Here is a 24516-nt window from a genome sequence, read left to right on the forward strand (position 1 = left end):
ATCTAGTCGAGCTTGTCGAGGCGGGCGGCGAGGACGGCGCCGATCTCGGCGAGCGGGCCGGGCTCCATGAGGAGGTGGTGGTCGGCGTCGACCGGGTGGTCCTCGATGTCGCCGCCGACCAGCGGGCCCCAGGTGGCGCGGGCGGTGGGCGAGGCGGCGGTGCGGCCCCGGGCGGCGGTGAAGAAGAGGAGGTCTCCGGGGTAACGGCCGGGCCGGTACTCCTCGGCCTGCCGGAGCCCGTTCTCGTAGTTGCGGTAGACGTTGACCAGGTCGTCCTCGCCGAGGGTGGCCAGGGCGTCGCCGCGTTCGGCGAGCACGGCCATGATCTGCGCCATGTCGGGGTTGCCGTCGGCGGCGACCATGCGGGCGTCGATGCCGATGGCCTCCAGCAGCTCGGGCAGCACCTCCCGCTTCTCGGTCTCCAGGTCCTGGCCGTGGTAGGCGTCGATGAGCGCGAGCAGCCCGACCCGTTCGCCGCGCTCGCGCAGGCGCCGGGCCATCTCGTAGGCGACCAGTCCGCCCAGCGACCAGCCGACCAGGTGGCACGGCCCGCCGGGCGGCAGGACCGGGCGGATCTGCTCCAGGTAGTCCTCGGCCATCTCCTCCACCGAGCCGGGCAGGTCGGCCTGGGTGAACGCGCGGGCCTGGAGGCCGTAGACGGGCCGGTCGGCGCCGAGGTGGCGCTGGAAGCCGAAGTAGCCCCACGACAGCCCGCCCGCCGGGTGGACGAAGAACACCGGGGGACGCTCCCCGGCCGCCCTGATCGGCAGCAGCACCTCGAAGCCCAGCCGGTCCTCGGGCTCGCCCAGGCGGGTGAGGGCCTCCGCGGTCTGGTGGGTGAACACGTCCCGGGGCGTGAACTCCAGGCCCTCGCGGTGGGCGCGGGTGACCAGGCGCAGCGCGGCGATGCTGTCGCCGCCGAGGTCGAAGAAGCTGACGTCGGCGCCGACCCGGTCGAGCCCGAGGACGCCGGCGAACAGGCCGCACAGCATTTCCTCGCGGGGTGTTCGCGGGTCGCGCCCGGCGGACGCCGCGCCGCCGAAGTCGGGGGCGGGCAGCGCGGCGCGATCGAGCTTGCCGTTGGGGTTGACCGGGAGGGTTTCCAGGGGCACGAACGCCGCCGGGACCATGTACTCGGGGAGCCGCTCCGCCGCGAACGCCCGCAGCTCCTCCGGCGGCGCCGCCGAGACGGCGTAGGCGACCAGGCGTTTCGTCCCGGACGCGTCCGCGCGGGCGACGACCGCGACGTTCGCGACGCCGGGATGGGCGGCGACGGCCGCCTCGACCTCGCCCGGCTCGATCCGGAACCCGCGGACCTTGACCTGGAAGTCGGCGCGGTCGAGGTACTCCAGGACGCCGCCGGGCCGCCACCGCACCAGGTCGCCGGTCCGGTACATGCGGTCGCCCGGGGCGCCGAACGGGTCGGCGACGTAGCGCTCCGCGGTCAGGACGGGCCGGCCGTGGTAGCCGCGCCCGAGCCCGGCCCCGGCGATGTACGCCTCGCCCGGGACGCCCGGCGGGACCGGCCGCAGGCCCTCGTCCAGCACGTACACGCGCATGTCGTCGATCGGGCGGCCGAGGACGGCGGAGGTCTCGGCGGGGTCGGCGAGCGGGGCGCGCTGCCCGGCGATCGTGGTGTACGTGGTCGCCTCGGTCGGCCCGTACACGTTGCCGACCTCGATCCCGGGGCAGGCGGCGAGCACCTTGCGAATCGCCGCGGGCGACCCGGCCTCGCCGCCGGTGAGGACCTCCCGCAGCCCGGCGAACGCCTCGGGGCGCTCCTCGGCGACCAGGTTGAAGAGGGTGGTGGTGAGGAAGAGCCCGGTCACGCCCTCGGCGGCGACGATCCGGGCGAGGTCGTCGCCGTGCAGGCGGCCGGGCGGGGCGACGACGGCGGTGCCGCCGCGCAGCAGCGGCGTCCACAGCTCGTAGAGGGACGCGTCGAACGCGTGCGCCGAGTGCACCAGGACCCGTTCGTGCGCGCCGCCGGACAGCCGGGCGTCGGTCGCCAGGTCGACCACGTCGCGGTGCCGCAGCATCACGCCCTTGGGCACGCCGGTGGAGCCGGAGGTGAACAGGACGCAGGCGAGCCCTTCGGGATGGCACGGCACGGCGGGGTCGGTGGCCGGCCGGGCGGCCTGGGCGGCGAGCTCGGCGTCGTCGTCCACGACCAGGACGCGGGCCCGCGTCCCGGCGGCCTCCACCCGCGCGGCCATGGCGGTGTCGGTGAGGACGACCGGCGCCCCGATCTCCGCGACCGCCCAGGCCGTCCGCTCCGGCGGGTAGCCCTGGTGGACGGGCGCGTACGCGCCGCCCGCCTTCAGGACCGCCAGGCTGCCCGCGACCAGGTCGGCCGACCGTTCGAGCAGCACGGCCACCGGGGTCTCGGGGCCGACGCCGAGACCGATGAGGCGGTGCGCCAGCCGGTTGGCGCGGGCGTCCAGGTCGGCGTAGGTGATCGACTCCCCCGCGGTGGTGCGGACGGCGACGGCATCGGGGTGCGCCTCGACGGTGGCGGCGAAGCGTTCCGTGACGGTGGCGGGGCGGCGGGCGGTGGTCCGGCCCTGCCAGTCGCGCAGGACCTGCGCGCGTTCGCCGCCGTCCAGGACGTCGATGCTCGCGAGCGGCACGCCGGGGCGGTGCGCGATCGAGTCGAGGATCCGCTCGAACCGGCGCATCAGCCGTCCGGCGTCGGCGGGCGGGCACACGTCGGGGCGGTGGTCCAGGCGCAGCGAGAGGCGGGGGCCGGGCACGGCCGCGAAGGTGAAGGGGTAGTGGCTGGCGTCGTGGCCGTCCACGGCGTGCAGCGTGAGACCGCCCAGGTCGGTGCCGTCGGCGTCCGGGTCGAACGGGTAGTTCTCCAGCACCGTCATCGTGTCGAACAGCGCGCCGCCCCCCGCTCCGGCGAGCCGCTGGACGTCGGCGAGGCCGAGGTGGTGGTGCGGCAGCAGGTCGGCCTGCTCGCGCTGCAACCGGGCCAGCGCGGCGGCGACCGTGTCGGCGGGCCGGATCCGCACCCGCACCGGCAGCGTGTTGATGAACAGCCCGATCATCCGCTCCACGCCGGGCAGTTCGGGCGGGCGCCCGGACACGGCCGCGCCGAACACCACGTCGCCGCGGCCGGTCATGCGGCCGAGCAGCACGCCCCACGCCAACTGCAGGACGGTGTTGAGGGTGACGCCCTCCGCTCGGGCGCGCGCGGACAGCGCGGCGGTGAGCTCCTCGGTGAGCCGGACGCGGACGCGCCCGGGAGCGGCCTCCCCGGACGGCGGCGGCTGTGCGTTCCGCACGCGGGGGGCGAGGAGCGTCGGGCCGTCGACACCGTCCAGGGCGCGGCGCCAGGCGTCCTCGGCCGCCCCCCGGTCCTGCTCCGCCAGCCACGCCAGGTGGTTCTTGTACGGAACGACGCGCGGCAGCCCGCCGTCGTCTCCCCCGGCCAGGTAGAGCGCGAACAGCTCGGTCTGCAGGACCGGCGTGGACCAGCCGTCCAGCAGGATGTGGTGGTTGGTGAACACCATCCGGTGCAGGTCGTCCGCGAGCTTGAGCAGCAGGAAGCGCAGCAGCGGCGGGCGGGCCATGTCGAACGGCCGCGCCCGCTCCCGCTCGGCCAGCGCCCGCGCCTCCGCCTCCCGCTCGGCCGCGCCGGGCAGGCCGGTCAGGTCGGCCTCCTCCCACGGCAGCCGCACGGTCCGGTGGACGACCTGCACGGCCGTCCCCTCCTTGCGCTGGCGGAACCCGGCCCGCAGATTGGCGTGCCGCCGCAGCAGCGCCGCGGCGGCCGAGCGCAGGGCCGCGACATCCAGCGGCCCGCGCAGGTCGAAGACGATCTGGGCGGTGTAGACGTCCCCGCCCGCCTCCGCGTCGTGCAGCGCGTGGAAGAACAGGCCCTGCTGGAGGGGCGAGAGCGGGAGGATGTCTTCGAGCTGCGACTTCCTGTGCTGCTGAGCGGTCAATCCAGCTCCTCGAAGTCGTCGAGTTCGGCGGCCAGCTCGTCGATCTCGTCCTGGTCGATCGACACCAGCTCCAGGTCGGAGGGGGTGAACCCGCCGACCGGGCCGCCGTCCTCCCGGCCGTCCACGACGTGCGCGACCAGGCCGCGCAGCGCCTCGCACCACCGGTCGGCCAGGTCCTGGACGCGCGCCTCGTCGAACAGGCCGCCCGCCCAGGTCCAGGTGGCGGTCAGCTCGGGGCCGGTCCCGGGCAGGTCGCGGGTGTGGGCGTTGACCTCGATCGCGTGGACCAGCGCCAGCGCGTCGTCCTGGCCGCCGCCGAGCGCCGCGCTCTCGGCCGCGTCCGCCGGTCCCCAGTCGGTGCCCTCCGGCACGGCGGACCGGCCCAGGTAGTTGAACGCGATCTGCGGAGTGCGCGTGCCTCCGTCGGACTCGGCGAGGCGCGGGCGGAGCAGGCCGAAGCCGATGCCGTTGTCGGGGATCTCGCGGAGCTGCTCCTTGACCCTCTTCAGCGCCGTGCCGACGGCCTGCCCGCCGTCCCGGACCTCCGCGCGGTCGATCGGACCCGCGTCCAGCCGCACCGGGAACAGGGAGGTGAACCAGCCCGCCGTCCGGAACAGGTCCACGCCCGGCACGACCTCCTCGCGGCCGTGCCCCTCCAGGTCGACGAGCACGGCCGTCCCATCGCCGCCGCCGCGCCAGCCCGCGACCGCGATCGCCAGGCCGGTCAGCAGCACGTCGTTGACGCGGCCGTGGAAGGCGGCGGGCACGTCGGTGAGCAGCGGACCGGTGATCTCGGCGGGCAGCGCGACGGTCAGGTGCCGGGCCGTCCCGAACGTGTCCCCGTGCTCGGCGCCGAGCGGCCGGTGCGCGAGCGGCGGGTCGGGGGTGGCGAGGATCTCCCTCCACAGCGGCAGCTCCGCCAGCCGCTCCGGATCGGACGCCTCGGCCTGGAGGCGCTGCGCCCAGCGGCGGAACGAGGTCGGGACCGGCTGGAGCTCGCCGCCCGCCCAGGCCGTGACCAGGTCGGGCAGCAGGATCCGCCAGGAGACGCCGTCCACGACCAGGTGATGGAGGGTGAGGAGCAGCCGCCCGGACCGGTCCGGGCCCGCGTCGAACCAGACGAGCTGAGCCATGACGCCGCGTCCGGGATCGAGGCCGCTCCGTGCCGCCAGAGCCTCGCGGGCGAGGACGGCGCGGAGTTCCTCGCCGTCGAGCCCGGCGACGTCCACGCGCCGGACGAGCGGGTCCGCGTCGACCGTGCCGGGCTCGCCGACCTCGAACTCCCAGTCCGGGGTGGTGCGATCCACGCGCAGGCGCAGCATGTCGTGATGGTCGACGAGCCGCCGCAACGCGCGCGCGAGGTCCTGGACGCGAAGGCCGGGCGGGACCTGGAGGAGCATCCGCTGGCTGTAGTCGTCGACCGGCCCGTCCAGCTCCCGGAACCACCGCATGATCGGAGTGGCCGGAACGGGCCCGACCCCGGCCCCGGGCGGTTCCTTCTCGACGGTGTCGGCGTCGTCGGCGACGGTGCGGGCGATGGCGGCGAGTTGTTCGACGGTCTGGTGCTGGAACACCTCGCGCGGAGAGATCACCAGGCCCGACTGGCGGGCGCGGGAGACCAGCTGGATCGCGATGATGGAGTCGCCGCCGAGGTCGAAGAACCCGTCGTCCACCCCGACCCGTTCCAGCCCCAGAACCTCCGCGAACAGCTTCGCGAGAATTTCCTCGTGCGCGGTCCGAGGCGTGCGAGAGGACACTTTGACGGAGAAGTCGGGTGCGGGCAGGGCTTTGCGGTCGAGTTTCCCGTTGGCGGTCAGAGGCAGGGCGTCGAGTTCGACGACGGCGGCCGGGACCATGTAATCCGGCAACCGCTCAGAGGCGAACCGGCGCAGATCCCCGGCGGCTCCAACGACATAGGCGATCAGACGCTCATCGCGCACCACCACCGCGACATCGGACACGGCATCGTTGCGCGCCAGCACCGCCTCGATCTCGCCCAACTCGATCCGGAACCCGCGCAACTGCACCTGCTGATCCGAACGCCCCAGGTATTCCAGACGCCCATCCGCACGCCACCGCGCCAGATCCCCCGTCCGATACATCCGCGCACCAGGGCCACCATGCGGATCGGCGACAAAGCGTTCAGCCGACAGCGACGGACGGTTCAGATAACCGCGCGCCAGACCCGGGCCGGCCACATACAACTCGCCCACCACACCGGCCGGAACAGGCTGCAGACGACCGTCCAGGACATAAACACGCAGGTCGGGGATGCCCGTCCCGACCACGCTTCCCGCCGCTGTCGCGGCGAACGCGCGGTCGAGACGCTGGTAGGACACGTGCACGGTCGTCTCGGTGATCCCGTACATGTTCACCAGCACCGGGGCCTCATCCCCGTGCCGCGAATACCACTCCTCCAAGCGGCCCAATTCCAGAGCCTCACCACCGAAGACCACGAACCGCAACGCCGACAAGTCCGTCTCCGGACGCTCCCGATCCGCCGCCATCAACTGGTAGAACGCCGACGGAGTCTGGTTCAGGACGGTGACCTTCTCAGCGGCCAGCAGTTCCAGGAACTCACCGGGCGAACGCGAGGTCAGGTACGGGACGACGACCACACGGCCGCCATAACACAACGCACCCCACAACTCCCACACCGAGAAATCAAACGCGAACGAATGGAACAACGTCCACACATCATCCGCACCGAACCCGAACCACCCCTCCGTCGACCCCAGCAACCGCACCACATTCCTGTGCGGAACCACCACACCCTTCGGCAACCCCGTCGACCCCGACGTATAGATCACATACGCCGCACTCTCCGGATGGACGACAACACCCGGGTCGGTGTCGGGGTACTCCTCGTACGTCTCCAGGGTGTCGAGGGTGTAGGCGGGTCGCGCGTCCTGCAGCACGTACGCGATCCGTTCCGCCGGGTAGTCCGGGTCGATGGGCACGTAGGCCGCGCCCGCCTTCAGCACGCCCAGGATCGCCACGACCAGATCGGCCGAACGCGGAAGCCGCAGCGCCACGAGATCCCCCGGGCGGACGCCCTGCGCGGCCAGGTGCCGGGCTAGGCGGTTAGCGGCTGCGTTCACCCCGCCGTACGACAGCGTCCGCCCCTCGAACGTCACCGCCGGAGCATCCGGACGCTCGGCCGCACGCGCCTCGAACAACGCCGGGATCGTCGCGTCACCGGCATCGAGCGCTTCCGCCCGGCCTCCCGCCCAGTCGCGCAGGATGGCCTCGCGTTCGGAGGGGGCGAGGATCTCGGCGGTGCCGATGGGCGCGTCCGGTTCGGCGGCCAGTGCGGTCAGCAGCCGCTGGAAGCGGGCCGCGATCGAATCGGCGGTGCCGGGGTCGAACAGGTCGAGGGAGTATTCGAGGCCGCCGTCGATTCCGGCCGGGGCGCCGCCGTCGCCGTGCCGTTCCTCCAGGTAGAGGGACAGGTCGTACTTGGCGGTGCCGGACGGCAGCGGCTCGGCGCCGCCGCTGAGGCCGTCCATCTCAAGGGTGGCCCCGGGGTTGTTCTGGAACGAGAGCACGACCTGGAAGAGCGGGTGGCGGGCCATGGAGCGGGCCGGGTTGAGGACCTCCACCAGGCGTTCAAAGGGGAGGTCCTGGTGGGCGTAGGCGGCGAGGTCGGTCTCCTTCACCCGTGCGATGAGCTCCCGGAACGAGGGGTCGCCCGCGGTGTCGGTGCGGAGCACGAGCATGTTGACGAACATGCCGACCAGGTCGTCCAGGGCCTCGTCCGTGCGTCCGGCGATCGGTGCTCCGATCGGGACGTCGGTTCCGGCGCCGAGCCTGGTCAGCAGCGCCGCGTAGGCGGCCTGCATGACCATGAAAAGGCTGGCGCCGCTGTCGCGGGCGAGTTTCAGGAGGGCGGCGTGAAGGTCGGCGTCGAGTTCGAAGGGGACGGTCCCGCCCCGGTACGCGGTTTCGGCGGGCCGGGGGCGGTCAGCGGGCAGCGCCAGTTCCTCCGGTAGATCGGCCAGCGCCTCGCGCCAGTAGGCGATCTGCCGCGACACCAGGCTCTCCGGATCGTCCTCCGACCCGAACAACTCCTCCTGCCACAACGTGTAATCGGCGTACTGCACCGGCAGCGCCGCCCACCCCGGCACGCCACCCTCCACCCGCGCCGCATACGCCGCGATCACGTCGCGGGCGAGCGGCGCCATCGACCAGCCGTCGCCCGCGATGTGGTGGAGCACGAGCAGCAGGACGTGCGTGTCGCCGCCGAGGGCGAACAGCCGGGCTCGCAGCGGGGGTTCCACCGACAGGTCGAAGCCCTGCCCGGCGGCGGCTGCCAGCCCGGCGGGGAGGCGGGCCTCGTCGGTCTCGGTGACGGTGAGCGCGGGACGGGCAGTCGCGGGGTCGAGGACGAGCTGGCGGGCGGTTCCGGAGGCGTCCGGGAAGATCGTGCGGAGCGGTTCGTGCCGGGTGACGACGTCGCCGAGCGCCGCGCGCAGGGCGTCACGGTCGAGGGCGCCGTGCAGGCGCAGCGCGATCGGCATGTTGAACGCCGCCGACCGGCCCTCGAACCGGTTGAGGAACCACAGCCGCCGCTGCGCGTACGACAGCGGGATCGTCGCGGGGCGGTCGGCGGCGCGCACGAGCGCGGGCCGCGCGCTTCCCGACGCCCGCGCCACGCGTCCGGCCAGTCCGGCGGCGGTGGGCGCCTCGAACAGCGCCCGGACGGGCAGTTCGACGCCGAACGCCGACCGCACCCTGCCGATGAGGCGGGTGGCGGTGAGGGAGTCGCCGCCGAGGTCGAAGAACCCGTCGGCGGGGCCGACCCGCGCGATGCCCAGGACCTCGGCGAACAGGCCGCACAGGATCTCCTCCTGCGGCGACCGGGGGGCCCGCGACGCATCCGTCCCCCCCAGCGTCGCCGGGGACGGGCAGGGCGGCGCGGTCGAGCTTGCCGTTGACGGTGAGCGGCAGCCCGTCCAGCGCGGTGAGCGTGGGGATCATGTAGCCGGGCAGGTGCGCGGCGGCGTGCCGGCGCAGCCCGGCCAGGTCGGCGGTCGCCGGGACGACGTAGCCGGCGAGCCGCCCGTCGCGGACGATCACGGCGGCCCGCGCCACCCCCGGGTACCGGGCCAGGACGCTCTCGACCTCGCCGGGCTCCACCCGGTGGCCGCGGATCTTGACCTGGTCGTCGACCCGGCCGAGGTGTTCGACGGTGCCGTCGGGGCGGAGCCGGGCCCGGTCCCCGGTGCGGTACATCCGGTCGCCGGGGGCAGCGAACGGGTCGGCGACGAACCGTTCGGCGGTGAGGCCCGGCCGGTCGTGGTAGCCGCGGGCGAGCTGGGCGCCCGCCAGGTACAGCTCGCCGGGCGTCCCGGGCGGCACCGGTTGCAGGGCGGAGTCCAGGATGTAGGCGCGGGTGTTGCGCTGGGGCGCGCCGATCACGGCCGGCCCGCCGCCCGCCACCGGCGCGTTCATGGTGTCGATCGTCGCTTCGGTGGGCCCGTAGAAGTTGCGGGCGGTGGTGCCGTCGAGGTCGCGCAGCTCGTGCCAGAGGTCGTCGCCGATCGCCTCGCCGCCGAGCAGCAGCTGGGACGGCCGGTGCCGGTCGCCGTCCAGGAGCCCGGCGTCGCGGAGGGCGCGCAGGTGCGAGGGGGTGGTGTTGACCAGGTCGATCCGGGCGCGGTCGACGTAGGCGGCGTAGGCCTCGACGTCGCGGCGGGTCCGGTCGTCGATGAGGTGCAGCTCGTGGCCGTACATCATCCACAGCAGGCCCATCCACGAGGTGTCGAACGAGAACGACGCCAGGTGCGCGAACCGCATCCGCGGCCCGCCGCCCCGCGCGGTGTGCGCGGCGATCGCGGGGTCGAAGAAGGCGGTCCGGTGGGCCTCGAAGTAGTTGAGGACGGCCTCGTGCGTGATGGTCACGCCCTTGGGGCGGCCGGTGGAACCGGAGGTGTGGATGACGTAGGCGGCGTTGCCCGGAAGCAGCTGCGGCCTGCGCCCGGTGGCCTGGCCGGGAGCCAGAGGCAGGTCTCCGGGGCGGACGGTCAGCGCGGGGCGGCAGTCATCCAGCAGCCAGGCGATCCGGTCGGCCGGGTACTCGGGGTCGATCGGCACGTACGCGGCCCCGGCCTTCAGCACGCCCAGCAGCGCGACGACGATCTCCGGGGTGCGGGGCAGGACGAGCGCCACCCGGTCCTCGGGGCCGATCCCGCGCGCGGTGAGGGCGTTCGCGAACCGGTCGGCGCGGGTGTTCAGCTCGGCGTAGGTCAGCGGGTCGTGGCCTTCGCAGACGAGCGCGACCTCGTCCGGCATGAGCGCTACCCGTTCCTCGAACAGCTCCGGCAGCGTCCCGGGCCGCACGTCCGCGGCGGTGTCGTTCCACGCCACCAGCCGCGCCCGCTCCGCTTCGCCGCCCAGCTCGACCGACCCGGCGGGGCGGGTGGAGTCCTCGGCGAACGCCTCCAGGAACCGGCGGACCCGGGCCAGCAGCGCCTCGGCGGTGTCCCGGCCGAACACGTCGGGCCGGTAGTGCAGGCGCAGCGACAGCTCGGGGCCGGGCGCCGCGACCAGCGACAGCGGGAAATGGGTCGCGTCGTGGGAGGCCGCTCCGGTGATCCGGACGCCGTTGAGGGAGCCGTCCATGGACGCCGGGTCGAACGGGTAGTTCTCCAGCACCGTCATCGTGTCGAACAGGGCGCCCTGGTGGCCCGCCGCCCGCTGCACGTCGGTGAGGCCGAGGTGGTGGTGCGGGAGCAGGTCGGTCTGCTCGTCCTGGAGCCGTTCCATGAGCGCGGCCAGGGACTCGCCGGGACGGTACCGCACCCGGATCGGCAGCGTGTTGATGAACAGGCCGATCATCTGCTCGACCCCGGGGAGTTCTGGAGGGCGCCCCGAGACGGTCGCGCCGAACACGACGTCGTCGCTGCCCAGCAGGCGGCCGAGCACCAGGCCCCACGCCCCCTGCAGCACGGTCGACAGCGTGACGCCGTGGCGGCGCGCGGCCCGGCCGAGCCTGCGCGTGAGGCGCTCGTCCAGGTGGGCGACGACCGCCTCAGGGGGTACCGGAGGGCGGTCCGCGGCGTCCGGGGCGACCAGGGAGGGGCCCTCGACGCCGTCCAGCGCGCGGCGCCAGGCGTCCTCGGCCGCCTGCCGGTCCTGCTTCGCCAGCCAGGCCAGATAGCTCTTGTACGGGGTGACGCGGGGAAACCCGGCGTCGTGCCCGCCCTGCACGTACAGCAGGAACAACTCGGTCGCCAGAACCGGTGTGGACCAGCCGTCCAGGAGGATGTGGTGGTTGGTGAACACCAGCCGGTGCCGTCCCGGCCCGCGCCGCACCAGAACGAACCGCAGCAGCGGCGGCTCCGTCATCGCGAACCCGCGCGCCCGCTCCCGCGCCACCACCGCGTCGGCCCCCGCGTCCGAGGCCGCGTCGACCTCCTCCCACGGCAGATCCACCGCGCGTGGGATCACCTGCACGGGACGCGACAGGTCCTCGTGCCAGAACGCGGCCCGCAGGTTGGAGTGGCGGCGCAGCAGGGTCGCGGCGGCCGCCCTCAGCGCCGCGGCGTCCAGCGGCCCGTCCAGGTCGAGGACGAACTGCGCCGTGTAGACGTCGGTGCCGTCCTCGTCGAGGAGCGCGTGGAAGAAGAACCCCTGCTGCAACGGGGACAGCGGCAGGATGTCCTCCAGGTCCCCACGGTTCAATTCTTGCTCCTCCAGGCGTCCTGCAGCTTGTCGATCTCCGCTTGGTCGAGGTCGACGAGGAGGTCGGACGGGGTGAACCCGCCGCCTCCGTCGTCTCCGCCGGAGCGGGCGTGCTCGGCGAGCCCGCGCAGCGCGGTGAACCAGCCCTCGGCCAGGTCCCGCACCTCGTCGCGGGACAGCACCCCGTCCGGCCAGGTCCAGGTGGCCGACAGCTCGGCGCGCCCGTCCCGGCCGTCCCGGGCCACGGCGTTGATCTCCAGGGCGTGCGCCATCGGCATCCGCGGGTCCTCCCCGGCGGGCGGCTCCTCGGGAGCGAGCGTCCAGTCGCCGCCGTCCTCGCCCGGCGCGACCCGGCCCAGGTAGTTGAACGCGATCTCGGCCGGCGGGAGATCGGCCAGCTCCTCGGCGGCCTCAGCCCCGGCCAGATGGCGCAGCAGCCCGTACCCGACGCCCTCCGGAACGGCGCGGAGCTGCTCCTTCACCTTCTTGAGGGCCGCACCGGCCGCGGGACCGCCCTTCTTGACCTCGGCCCAGTCGGCCGCGCCCGGGTCCAGCCGCACGGGATGGATCGAGGTGAACCAGCCCACCGTCCGGGACAGGTCCAGCCCCGGGACGATGTCCGTACGGCCGTGGCCCTCCACGTCCACCAGCACCCCGCCGCCTCCGCGCCCGCCGCCGCGGTGCCGCCCGCGCCAGTGGGCGACGGCCAGCGCCAGCCCGGTCAGCAGCACGTCGTCGACCCGGGCTCGGTACGCGGCGGGCACGCCGGTCAGCAGCCGCCCGGTGACCTCGGCGGGCAGGACGAGCGTCAGCGACTCCGCGCGGGCCGCGATGTCGACGCGCGGATCGAGCGCGCGGGCGGCGATGGGCCGCGGCGGGCCGTCCACGATGTCCAGCCAGGTCTCCAGCTCGTCCCCGGCACGGGCGGGATCGGACGCCTCGGCCTGGAGGCGCTGCGCCCAGCGGCGGAACGAGCTCCCGCCCGGCTCCAGCTCGCCGCCCGCCCACGCGACGACCAGGTCGGGCAGGAGGATCCGCCACGAGACGCCGTCCACGACCAGGTGATGGAGCATCACCAGCAGCCGGCCCTGCGCGTCCCCGGCGTCGAACCAGACGAGCTGCGCGACCGTCCCGCCGACCGGGTCGAGGCGCTCCCGCGCGGCGGCGGCCTGCTCGGCGACGACCGCGCCCAGCTTGTGCTCGTCCAGGCCGCCGACGTCGATCCGGGTGACGAGATCGGCCGCCGCGACCGTGCCGCGCGGGCGCACGACCGGCTGCCACCGGTCGCCGTCCACGTCGAGGCGGAGCCGGAGCGCGTCATGGTGGTCCAGCAGGACCTGGAGCGCGCCCGTGAGCCGCTCCAGGTCGTCGCCGCCCAGGCCCGCCGGTGTGCGCAGCAGCATCGACTGGTGGAAACCGCTGATCAGCGAGGCGTCCCCGCCCACCCGCTCGCGCAGCCACGCCACGATCGGCGTGACCGGCACCGGGCCGACGGCCGTCCCGGGCGGTTCCTTCTCGACGGTCTCGGCGTCGTCGGCGGCGGTGCGGGCGATCGCGGCGAGCCGCTCCACGGTCTGGTGCTGGAACACCTCGCGCGGAGAGATCACCAGACCCGACTGGCGGGCGCGGGAGACCAGCTGGATCGCGATGATGGAGTCGCCGCCCAGGTCGAAGAACCCGTCGTCCACCCCGACCCGTTCCAGGCCCAGAACCTCCGCGAACAGCTTCGCGAGGATTTCCTCGAAAGGCGAACCCGGCTCCCGCGACGACACCTTCGCCGCGAAATCCGGCTCGGGCAGGGCTTTGCGGTCGAGTTTCCCGTTGGCGGTCAGAGGCAGGGCGTCGAGTTCGACGACGGCGGCCGGGACCATGTAATCCGGCAACCGCTCGGCCGCATATCTGCGCAGCCCGTCATCCGTTCCGACGACGTAGGCGATCAGTCGTTCGTCCCGAACCACCACCGCGACATCGGACACGGCATCGTTGCGCGCCAGCACCGCCTCGATCTCACCCAACTCGATCCGGAACCCGCGCAACTGCACCTGCTGATCCGAACGCCCCAGATACTCAAGGCGCCCATCCGCACGCCACCGCGCCAGATCGCCCGTCCGATACATTCGCGCACCGGGAACCCCGTAAGGATCAGCGACGAAACGCTCGGCCGAGAGCGACGGACGGTTCAGATAACCGCGCGCCAACCCCGGACCGGCCACATACAACTCGCCCACCACACCGGCCGGAACAGGCTGCAGACGACCGTCCAGGACATAAACACGCAGGTCGGGAATGCCCGTCCCGACCACGCTGCCCGCCGCTGTCGCGGCGAACGCGCGGTCGAGACGCTGGTAGGACACGTGCACGGTCGTCTCGGTGATCCCGTACATGTTCACCAGCACCGGGGCCTCATCCCCGTGCCGCGAATACCACTCCTCCAAGCGGCCCAACTCCAGAGCCTCACCACCGAAGACCACGAACCGCAACGCCGACAAGTCCGTCTCCGGACGCTCCCGATCGGCCGCCACCAGCTGATAGAACGCCGACGGAGTCTGGTTCAGGACGGTGACCTTCTCAGCGGCCAGCAGTTCCAGGAACTCGCCGGGCGAACGCGAGGTCAGGTACGGGACGACGACCACACGGCCGCCATAACACAACGCACCCCACAACTCCCACACCGAGAAATCAAACGCGAACGAATGGAAAAACGACCACACATCACCCGCACCGAATCCGAACCACTCCTCCGTCGACCCCAGCAACCGCACCACATTCCTGTGCGGAACCACCACACCCTTCGGCAACCCCGTCGACCCCGACGTATAAATCACATACGCCGCACTCTCCGGATGGACGGCAACGTTCAGGTCGGTGCCGGGAAGGTCGTCGGGGACCTCGACGGTGTCGAGGGTCAGGACGGGCCGGGCGTCGTCCAGCATGTGGGCGATGCGCTCCGCCGGGTAGTCCGGGTCGATGGGCACGTAGGCGGCCCCGGTCTTCAGCACCGCGAGGATCGCCACGACCAGATCGGCCGAGCGCGGAAGCCGCAGGGCGACGAAGCGTTCGGGCCCCGCACCGCGCTCGATCAGGTGCCGGGCTAGGCGGTTGGCCCGCGCGTTCAGCTCCCCGTACGACAGCGTCCGCCCCTCGAACGTCACCGCCGGAGCATCAGGACGCTCGGCCGCACGCGCCTCGAACAGCGCCGGGATCGTCGCGTCACCGGCATCGGGCGCCGTGCCCGTCCGGCCTCCCGCCCAGTCGCTCAGGATGGTCTCGCGTTCGGCGGGGTCGAGGACGTCGACCGTCCCGATCGGGGCGTCGGGGGCGGCGAGGAGTCCGGTCAGGTAGCGCTCGAAGCGGGCGGTCAGGCGTTCGGCGGTGGCGGGGTCGTACAGGTCGAGGGCGTACTCCAGTTCGCCGTCGAGGCCGTCGGCGCGCTCGGTGAGGATCATCAGGAGGTCGAAGCGGGACACTCCGGCGTTCAGCGGTTCGGGTTCGGCGCTGAAGCCGGGCATCTCCAGCCTGGCCTCGGGGTTGTTCTGGAAGGTGAGGCCGACCTGGAAGAGCGGGTGGCGGCCGAGGTGGCGGGGCGGGTTGAGGACTTCGACGAGGCGCTCGAACGGGACGTCCTGGTGGGCGTAGGCGGCCAGGCCGGTCTCCCTGACCCGTGCGATGAGCTCCCGGAACGAGGGGTCGCCCGCGGTGTCGGTGCGGAAGACTAGCATGTTGACGAACATGCCGACCAGGTCGTCCAGGGCGTCGTCGGTGCGTCCGGCGATCGGTGAGCCGATGGGGACGTCGGTTCCGGCGCCGAGCCTGGTCAGCAGGGCGGCGAAGGCGGCCTGGGCGACCATGAACGGGCTGGCGCCGGTCTCGCGGGCGAGGGTGAGGAGCGCCTCGCGCACGTCGGGGCCGAGGCGGAAGCGGGCGGTGCCGCCCCGGTAGGACGCTTCGGCGGGCCGGGGCCGGTCGGACGGCAGCGCCAGTTCCTCCGGCAAACCGGCCAGAGCCTCGCGCCAGTACGCGATCTGCCCTGACACCAGGCTCTCCGGATCGTCCTCCGACCCGAACAACTCCTCCTGCCACAACGTGTAATCGGCGTACTGCACCGGCAACGGCGCCCACCCCGGCACACCACCCTCCACCCGCGCCGCGTACGCCGCGATCAGGTCCCGGGCGAGCGGCGCCATCGACCAGCCGTCGCCCGCGATGTGGTGCATGAGCAGCAGGGCGACGTGCTCGTCGGGGGCGAGCCGGAAGAGGTGGGCGCGCAGCGGCGGTTCGGCGGAGATGTCGAAGGCGTGTCCGGCGGCCATGCCGAGGCGGGCGGGCAGTTCGGCCTCGCTCGTGTCGGTGATCTCCAGTTCGGGACGGGCGGCGGCGGGGTCGAGGATCACCTGCCGGGGGACGCCGCCGCTGTCGGGCAGGATCGTGCGGAGCGACTCGTGCCGGGTGACGAGGTCGCCGAGGGCCTCCTGCAGCGCGGCGTGGTCGAGGGCGCCGCGGATGCGCAGCGCGGTCGGCATGTTGTAGGTGGCGGAGGGCCCCTCGAACCGGTTGAGGAACCACAGCCGCCGCTGCGCGTACGACGGCGGGAGCGGGTCGGGGCGTTTGCGCGGTTCCAGGGGCGGGCGGGCCGGGCCTCCGTTCCCGTCCCCGTCCCGGAGGCCGTCGAGCAGCGCGGCGATCCCGGCGACGGTGGGGGCCTCGAACAGCGCCCGGACGGGGAGTTCGGCGGCCAGGGCGCGGCGGATCCGGCCGGCGACCCGCATGGCGATCAGCGAGTTGCCGCCGAGGGCGAAGAAGTCGTCGTCGATCCCGACGCGCGGGACGCCGAGCAGGTCGGCGAAGACGGCGGCGACGGTCTCCTCGCGGGCGTCGCGCGGCGCCCGGTACGGGGTCGCGGCGGGCGCGGCGTCCAGGTCGGGCCTGGGCAGCGCCTTGGTGTCGATCTTCCCGTTGGGGGTGAGGGGCATCGCGTCGAGGACGACGACGGCGGCCGGGACCATCGACTCGGGGAGCCCGGCGCGGACGTGGGCGCGCAGTTCCTCGGGGTCGACGGTCTGGCCGGGCGCGGCGACGACGTAGGCGACCAGGCGCTTCACTGTGGGCCCTGGAGCAGCCGTGGTCTCCGCGGCGCGGGCGCGGCGTTCGTCGGCGCCGGGCAGGTCCAGGCCGGCGACGGTGACGGCGGCGTCGGCGGTGACGGCCTCCAGGACCTGGACGTACCAGGCGGCGAACCGTTCGGCGGTGTCGCGGTCGAAGAGGTCGAGGGCGTGCTCCAGGGTCCCGGCGAGCGCGCCGTCGCGTTCCTCGAGGAGGAATTCGAGGTCGAACTTGGCGACCCCGGCGTCCATCGGCTCGGGCTCCACGGTCAGGCCGGGCAGGTCGACGGCGGCCCGGGGGTTGTTCTGGAGGGTGAGCATGACCTGGAAGAGCGGGTGCCGTGCCAGTGACCGCGCCGGGTTGAGGGCTTCGACGAGCCGCTCGAACGGGACGTCCTGGTGGGCGTGGGCGGCCAGGTCGGTCTCCCGGACGCGGCCGAGCAGCTCGGCGAAGGCCGGGTCGCCGGAGGTGTCGGTGCGCAGCACCAGCGTGTTGACGAAGACGCCGACCAGGTCGTCGAGTCCGGTGTCCGTGCGTCCCGCGACCGGCGTCCCGATCGGGACGTCGGTGCCCGCGCCGAGCCGGGTGAGCAGCGCGGCGAGCGCGGCCTGGAGCACCATGAACGCGCTGACCTGGTGTTCGCGGGCCAGCGCGGTGACCTTGGCGTGCAGGGCGGCGTCGACTTGGAAGGGCACCTGCCCGCCGCGGTAGGAGGCGCGCGGCGGGCGCGGCCGGTCGGCGGGCAGGTCGAGCTGGTCGGGCAGCCCGGCGAGGGCCTGCTTCCAGTACGCGAGCTGCCGGTTGACCAGGCTGCCGGGGTCGTGCTCGTCGCCGAGGAGGGCGCGCTGCCAGAGGGCGTAGTCGGCGTACTGCACCGGGAGCGGCGCGGGCCATTCCGGGGCGGCGCCGTCGCGGCGGGCGAGGTAGGCGGTGATGACGTCGCGGGCGAGCGGGGCCATCGACCAGCCGTCCCCGGCGATGTGGTGCAGGACGAGCAGCAGCAGGTGCTCGCCGGGCGCGGTCCGGTAGAGGTGGGCGCGGACGGGGAGGTCGGCGGCCAGGTCGAAGCCGCGGGTCGCGTCGGCGAAGACCGCGTCGTGGAGCCCGCCCGCCACGACCTCGCCGGTCGTGAGGGTGAGGCGCGCGGCGGCGTCGTCCGGGGACAGGATCCGCTGGTGGGGCTCGCCGTCGATGTCCCCGAAGAGGGTGCGGAGCGACTCGTGCCGGGTGACGACGTCGGCGAGGGCGGCGCGCATCGCCGCGTGGTCGAGCTCGCCGGTGATCCGCAGCGGGATCGGCATGCTGTACGTCGCGCCCGGCCCCTCCAGCCGGTCCAGGAACCAGAGCCGCTCCTGCGCGTACGACACCGGGAGCGGGTCGGGGCGGCGGCCGGCGGGCACGGGTTCCAGGGCGGGCCGCCCGTGCCCGGTCCCGGCGGCGTCGAGGCGGGCGATGTGCGCGGCCAGGCCCGCGACGGTCGGGGTCTCGAACAGGGCGCGGACGGACAGGTCGGTGCCGAGGGCGGCGCGGGCGCGGGCGGCGACGCGGGTGGCCTTGAGCGAGTCGCCGCCGTGGTCGAAGAAGCCGTCGTCGACGCCGATGTCCGGGAGGCCGAGGACGTCGGCGACGATGCCGCGGAGGATCTCCTCGCGGGCGTCGCGCGGGCCGCGGCCCGGGGCGGGCCCGGCGGGCGTGGCGAGGTCGGGGGCGGGCAGCGCGGCCCGGTCGAGCTTCCCGTTGGGGTTAAGCGGCATCGCGTCCAGGACGACGACCGCCGCCGGGACCATGTGGGCGGGCAGCGTTCCGGCGACGAAGGCGCGCAGCTCGGCGGGGTCGCAGGGGGCCGCGGCGGTGACGTAGCCGACCAGCGCGGTGTCGCCCGCGGCGTCGGGCCGGGCCACGACCGCGCTCCGCGTCACGGCCGGGTGCGCGGCCAGCGCGGCCTCGATCTCGGCGGGCTCGATCCGGAAGCCGCGGACCTTCACCTGGTCGTCGAGCCGTCCGAGGTAGTCGAGCTGCCCGGCGGGGGTCCACCGGACGAGGTCGCCGGTGCGGTACATGCGCTCGCCGGGCTCGCCGAACGGGCAGGCCACGAAGCGCTCCGCGGTCAGTGCCGGGCGCCGCAGGTAGCCGCGGGCCAGGCCGCCGCCCGCGACGTACAGCTCCCCCGGCACGCCCACGGGCACGGGACGCAGCGCGGTGTCCAGGACGTGCAGGCGGGTGTTGGCCGTGGGCCGGCCGATCGGCGCGTGCCCGGCCGCGTTGCCGTCGTCGTACCAGTGGGTGACGTAGACGGTCGCCTCGGTGGGCCCGTAGATGTTGGAGATCCGCGCGTCCGGCAGCAGGGCGCGGAGCTCGTGGACGAGCCGGGGCGGCAGCGTCTCGCCGCCGAGGACGACGTCGTCCACGCGTAGGCGCAGCCCGCCCCGGGCCAGCAGCGCGGACACCGCGGACGGCACGCCGCTGGCGAGGGCGCCCTCCCAGCCGCCGCGCCCGGCGACCTCCAGCAGGTCCTGGACGATCTCGACCGTGCCGCCGGCGGTGAGCGGCACCAGCCATTCGAACACCGACAGGTCGAAGCTCATCGAGGCGGAGAACAGGACCCGGCCCGTCCGCGCAGCGCCGTAGCCTTCCGCCGCCCCGGCGGCGAAGTCGACGACGCCGGCGTGCGAGGCGACGACGCCCTTGGGCCTGCCGGTGGAGCCGGAGGTGTAGATGACGTAGGCGGGGTTGCCCGGCCGCAGCGGGCGGACCCGGTCGGCGTCGGTGACGTCGGCGCCGCTGTGGGCCGCCAGGTCGAGGGCGTCGAGGTCGACGCGGGGCGTGCCGCCGGGCAGGTCCGCGCCGCGTGTGGTGACGGCGCAGGCGGGGGCGGCGTCGGCGAGCATGGCGGCGATGCGGCCTGCCGGGTAGTCCAGGTCGATCGGCACGTACGCGGCGCCCGCCTTCAGCACGGCCAGCGCCGCGACCACGAGATCGGCCTCGCGCGGCAGCGCCAGGGCGACGAAGTCCTCAGGGCCGACGCCCCGGTCGATGAGGTGGCGGGCCAGCCGGTTGGCGCGGGCGTTCAGCTCGGCGTAGGTCAGCGAGACGGCGCCGCTCGCGGCGATGACGGCGGTGGCGCCGGGGGTGCGGGCGGCCTGGGCCTCCACCAGGTCGGGGACGACGGCGGCCGGGACCGGCAGCGCGGTGTCGTTCCACTCGCGCAGCAGCCGGTGCCGTTCGGCGTCGTCGAGCAGGTCCGCCTCGCTGATCGGCCGGTCCGGGTGGGCGGCGGCGTGGGCGAGCAGCCGCACCAGGCGGGCGGCCAGCGCCGCGGCGGTCCCGGGGTCGAACAGGTCGAGGGCGTACTCCAGGCGGCAGTCCAGTCCGCCGGGCTCGCCGCCGGGGCCGGTCAGCTCCTCGACCAGCAGCGCCAGGTCGACGCGGGAGACTCCGGGGTCGACGGGCTCGGCCTCGACGGTCAGGCCGGGCACCTCCACGCGCCGGGCCGGGTTGTTCTGGATGGAGATCATCGCCTGGAACAGCGGGTGCCGCGCCATGGACCGCCGCGGATTGAGCACCTCGACCAGCCGCTCGAACGGGACGTCCTGGTGGGCGAGGGCGGCCAGGTCGGTCTCCCGGACGCGGCCGAGCAGCTCGGCGAACGCCGGGTCGCCGGAGGTGTCGGTCCGCAGCACCAGCGTGTTGACGAACACCCCCACCAGGTCGTCGAGCGCGTCCTCGGTCCGTCCCGCGACCGGCGACCCGATCGGGACGTCGGTGCCCGCGCCGAGCCGGGTGAACAGCGCGGCCAGCGCGGCCTGCACGACCATGAACAGGCTCGCCCGGTGCTCGCGGGCCAGGTCGGCGAGCGCCGCGTGCAGGTCGGCGGGGATCGTGAACGCCTCCTGCGCGCCCCGGTAGGACGCGCGCGCCGGGCGGGGCCGGTCGGCGGGCAGTTCCAGTTCCTCGGGCAGCCCGGCCAGGGCCTCGCGCCAGTAGGCGATCTGCCGGGCGGCGAGGCTGCCGGCGTCGTCCTCGGCGCCGAGGAGGTCGCGCTGCCAGACGGCGTAGTCGGCGTACCGGACGGGCAGCGGCGCCCACTCCGGGGCCCGCCCGGCGGCCCGCGCCGCGTACGCCGTGATCACGTCGGTGGCCAGCGGCCCCATCGACCAGCCGTCCCCGGCGATGTGGTGCAGCACGAGCAGCAGCACGTGCTCCTCGTTTCCGAGGCGGAAGACGGTGGCGCGGATCGGGATCTCGGCGGCGAGGTCGAACCCGCGGGTGGCCTCGGCGAGCACCGCGCCGGGCAGGCCGGCGGCGGTGACGGCGACGGTCTCCGGCTCGGCGTCCGCCTCGTCCGGGGCGAGGATCCGCTGGTACGGCTCGCCGCCGGTCTCGGTGAACACCGTCCGGAGCGGTTCGTGGCGCGCGAGGACGTCGCGCATCGCGGCGCGGACGGCGTCCAGGTCCAGCGGCCCGGTGAGGCGCAGCGGGATCGGGATGTTGTACGTGGCGGACGGGCCTTCGAGATCGTTCAGGAACCACAGCCGCCGCTGCGCGTACGAAACCGGAACCAGGTCGCTCTGCTCGGCGGGCACCAGCGCGGGGCGCGCGGGCCGGTCGTCCGCGCGTTCGGCGAGGAGGGCGGCCAGGGCTGCCACGGTCGGGTGCTCGAACAGCGCCCGGACGGTCAGGTCTGCGCCGAGCGCGGCGCGGGCGCGGGACACCACGCGGGTGGCCTTGAGGGAGTCGCCGCCCAGGGCGAAGAAGCCGTCGTCGACGCCGACCCGTTCCACGCCCAGCACCTCGGCGAAGATGCCGCAGAGGGCCTCCTCGCGGGCGTCGCGCGGCCCGCGGCTCCCGGCCGGGGCGGCGGACGCCGCGAAGTCGGGGGCGGGCAGCGCGGCCCGGTCGAGCTTGCCGTTGGGGTTGAGCGGCATCGCCTCCAGGACGACCACCGCCGCCGGGACCATGTACTCCGGCAGCCGCGCCGCCACGTGCGCCCGCAGTTCCGCGCCCGTCGCGGCGCCGACCGCGTAGCCGACCAGGACGGTGTCCCCGGCGGCGTCGCGGCGCGCGACCACGGCGCTCCGCACGACGCCCGGGTGCGCGTCCAGCACGGCCTCGATCTCGCCCGGCTCGATCCGGAAGCCCCGCACCTTGACCTGGTCGTCGGCCCGGCCCAGGTACTCGATCCGGCCGGCGTCGTCCCAGCGGACCAGGTCGCCGGTCCGGTACATGCGCTCGCCCGGCGCCCCGAACGGGCAGGCGACGAAGCGTTCGGCGCTCGGACCGGGGCGGCGCAGGTAGCCGCGGGCCAGCCCGCCGCCCGCCAGATACAGCTCGCCCGGCACTCCGGCGGCGACCGGGCGCAGCGCCGCGTCCAGGACGTAGGCGCGGGTGTTGGCCAGCGGGCGGCCGATCGGCGCGTGCCCGGCGGTGTTGCCGTCGTCGTGCCAGGCGGTGGCGTAGACGGTGGCCTCGGTCGGCCCGTAGATGTTGGAGACGCGGGCGCCCGGGACGGCGGCCCGCAGGTCCTGGACGAGCCGGGCCGGCAGCGCCTCGCCCGCCAGCACCACGTCCCCGGCCGACAGCGCCGGGCCGGTCTCCAGCAGCGCCGCCATCGCCGACGGCACCCCGCTGACCAGCGTCCCCTCCCAGCCGCCGCGCTCGGCGACCTCCAGGAGGTCCCGCACGACCTCGATCCGGCCGCCCGCCGCCAGCGGCGCGAGCCACTCGAACACCGACACGTCGAAGTTCATGGACGTGGAGAACAGCACCCGGGCCAGCCGTTCCGGCCCGAAGTCCGCCTTCGCCCACGCGCAGAACCCGACCGCGCTCGCGTGCGACACCACGACGCCCTTGGGGCGCCCCGTCGAACCGGAGGTGTAGATGGCGTAGGCGGCGTTCCCCGGGCGCAGCGGGCGCAGGCGCTCGGCGTCCGTCACGTCCCCGGCCGGGTACCGGTCGAGAGCGGTCTCGTCCAGCAGCAGGCGCGGGGCGCCGTCCGGCAGCCGCCCGGCGGCCTCCGCCGTCGTGATCACGCACGCGGGGGACGCGTCGTCCAGCATGAACGCGACGCGGTCGGCCGGGTAGGCCGGGTCGACCGGCAGGTACGCCCCGCCCGCCTTCAGCACCGCCAGCGCCGCCACCACCAGGCCGGCGTCGCGCGGCAGCGCCAGCGCGACGAAGTCCTCCGGGCCGACACCGCGGCCGATCAGATCGCGGGCCAGCCGGTTGGCACGGCCGTTCAGCTCCGCGAACGTCAGCTCCGCGCCGTCGTGCACCACCGCCACGGCGTCCGGGGTGCGCGCCGCCTGTGCCTCCACCAGCTCCGGCACCACGCCGCCCGGCACGGGCAGCGCCGTGTCGTTCCAGTCGCGCAGGACGCGCCGCCGCTCGGCCTCGTCCAGCAGCTCGACCTCGCGCAGCGGCGTGGACGGGTCGGCCTCCCCCAGGGCGCGCAGGTACCGGATATAGCGGTCCTGGTGGAAGGCGACCTGCGCCGAGGTGTAGAGGTCCGGGTGCGCGTCGAAGTCGACGCGCATCCCGGCCCCGTCCAGGTTGTCGTAGAGGTTGATCGACAGGTCGTCCACCGGGCCGGTGGTGAGGGCGTGCATCCGGGCGGGCGTCCCGGCGAAGTCCAGCCGGTAGTCGTAGGCCATGATGTTGATGACCGGCCCGTGCAGGCGGCGGCGCTCCCCCAGCAGCCGCAGGTCCCGCAGCAGGTCCTCACGCCGGTACCGCTGGTGCCGCAGCGCCCGCGCGGCGGCCCGGGTCGCCGTGCGCACCAGCTCCTCGACCGTCATCCCCGGCCGCACCGCCACCCGCAGCGGCAGGACGGTCGACAGCTGCGCGGGCGTCTCCACCGCGACCTGCGAGGTGCGGCCCGCGACCGCCAGGCCCAGGATCACGTCACCGGTACCGGTCATCCGCGCCACGTACGCGGCGGTCGCCGCGATCGCCAGGCCCTGCGCGGCGGTGCGCAGCCGGCGCGCCCCCGCCGCCAGCGCCGCCGTCTCCCCCGGCGGGATCAGGGCGGTCCGGGTCAGGTAGTCGGCGGCGGGCTCGGCCATCCCCTCGGCCAGGCTCACCGCGACCGGCCGGTCGGCGAACCGCTCCGTCCAGTACGCGCGGTCCCGCTCGTACCGCTCCGACTCCCGGTAGGCGGCGTCCTCGGCCAGCAGCGCCCGGTACGAGCCGCGCTCGGCCGGCTCGTACTCGCCGCCGCGGGCCAGCACGGTGTAGATCTCGGCGAACCGGCGGCTGATCACCGACCCGCTGTGGGCGTCCCCCAGGATGTGGTGCGCGCGGATGAACCACCGGTACCGGTCCGGGCCCAGCCTCAGCAGCGCGGTCACGTACAGCCGCTCGGCGTCCAGCGGCAGCGGCTCGGCCATCCGCTCCCGCGTCCAGTCCCGCGCCGCGGCCTCCGGGTCGGCCGCGCCGCTCAGATCGACCAGCGGGACGGTCGCCGCCGCGGCGGGATCGATGATCTGGCACGGGACCCCGCCGCGCTCGGTGAACCGCAGGTGCAGCGCCTCGGCCTCGTGCGCGGCGATCCGGGCCACCCGGTCGAACACCGCCGGGTCGACCGGGCCCTCGATGTCGATGTACTGCGCGATGTGAATCGGCGTGCGCGGCGCCAGTTGCTGCGCGTACCAGACACTGCGCTGGGCGGCGGAAAGGGGCACGTACTCGATAGCGGGCATCACGCGTTACTTTCCCGGTCGGAGGCTTTGTTTCGCGCCGCCCGCGCGCTGCCGGAAGCGGCGCGGAACGCACGGCGGAA

At 74.4% G+C, this 24516-nt stretch carries 2 protein-coding genes and 1 pseudogene; all 3 read right to left on the reverse strand.

Going from position 1 to position 24516, the window contains the following annotated elements; genetic code table 11:
* Positions 1-2: 2 nt before the first annotated feature.
* On the reverse strand, positions 3-3953 hold the full coding sequence (locus ACZ466_RS04150; protein WP_378283674.1) for a non-ribosomal peptide synthetase: 3951 nt from the start codon (positions 3951-3953) through the stop codon (positions 3-5).
* Positions 3950-11639, reverse strand: a pseudogene (locus tag ACZ466_RS04155) (amino acid adenylation domain-containing protein). Before ACZ466_RS04155 ends, ACZ466_RS04150 begins: the two are co-directional and overlap by 4 nt.
* Positions 11636-24436, reverse strand: a complete 12801-nt coding sequence (locus tag ACZ466_RS04160; protein WP_464042850.1) for an amino acid adenylation domain-containing protein — start codon at positions 24434-24436, stop codon at positions 11636-11638. The pseudogene ACZ466_RS04155 and the gene ACZ466_RS04160 overlap by 4 nt, the downstream one beginning before the upstream one ends.
* Between the last annotated feature and the right edge of the window lie 80 nt (positions 24437-24516).

The organism is Actinomadura rugatobispora (assembly GCF_055379765.1).

What these genes read in the sequence shown, in the direction of transcription:
- ACZ466_RS04160 (WP_464042850.1), bottom strand. Translation starts at nt 24,436, where the DNA reads ATGCCCGCTATCGAGTACGTGCCCCTTTCCGCCGCCCAGCGCAGTGTC.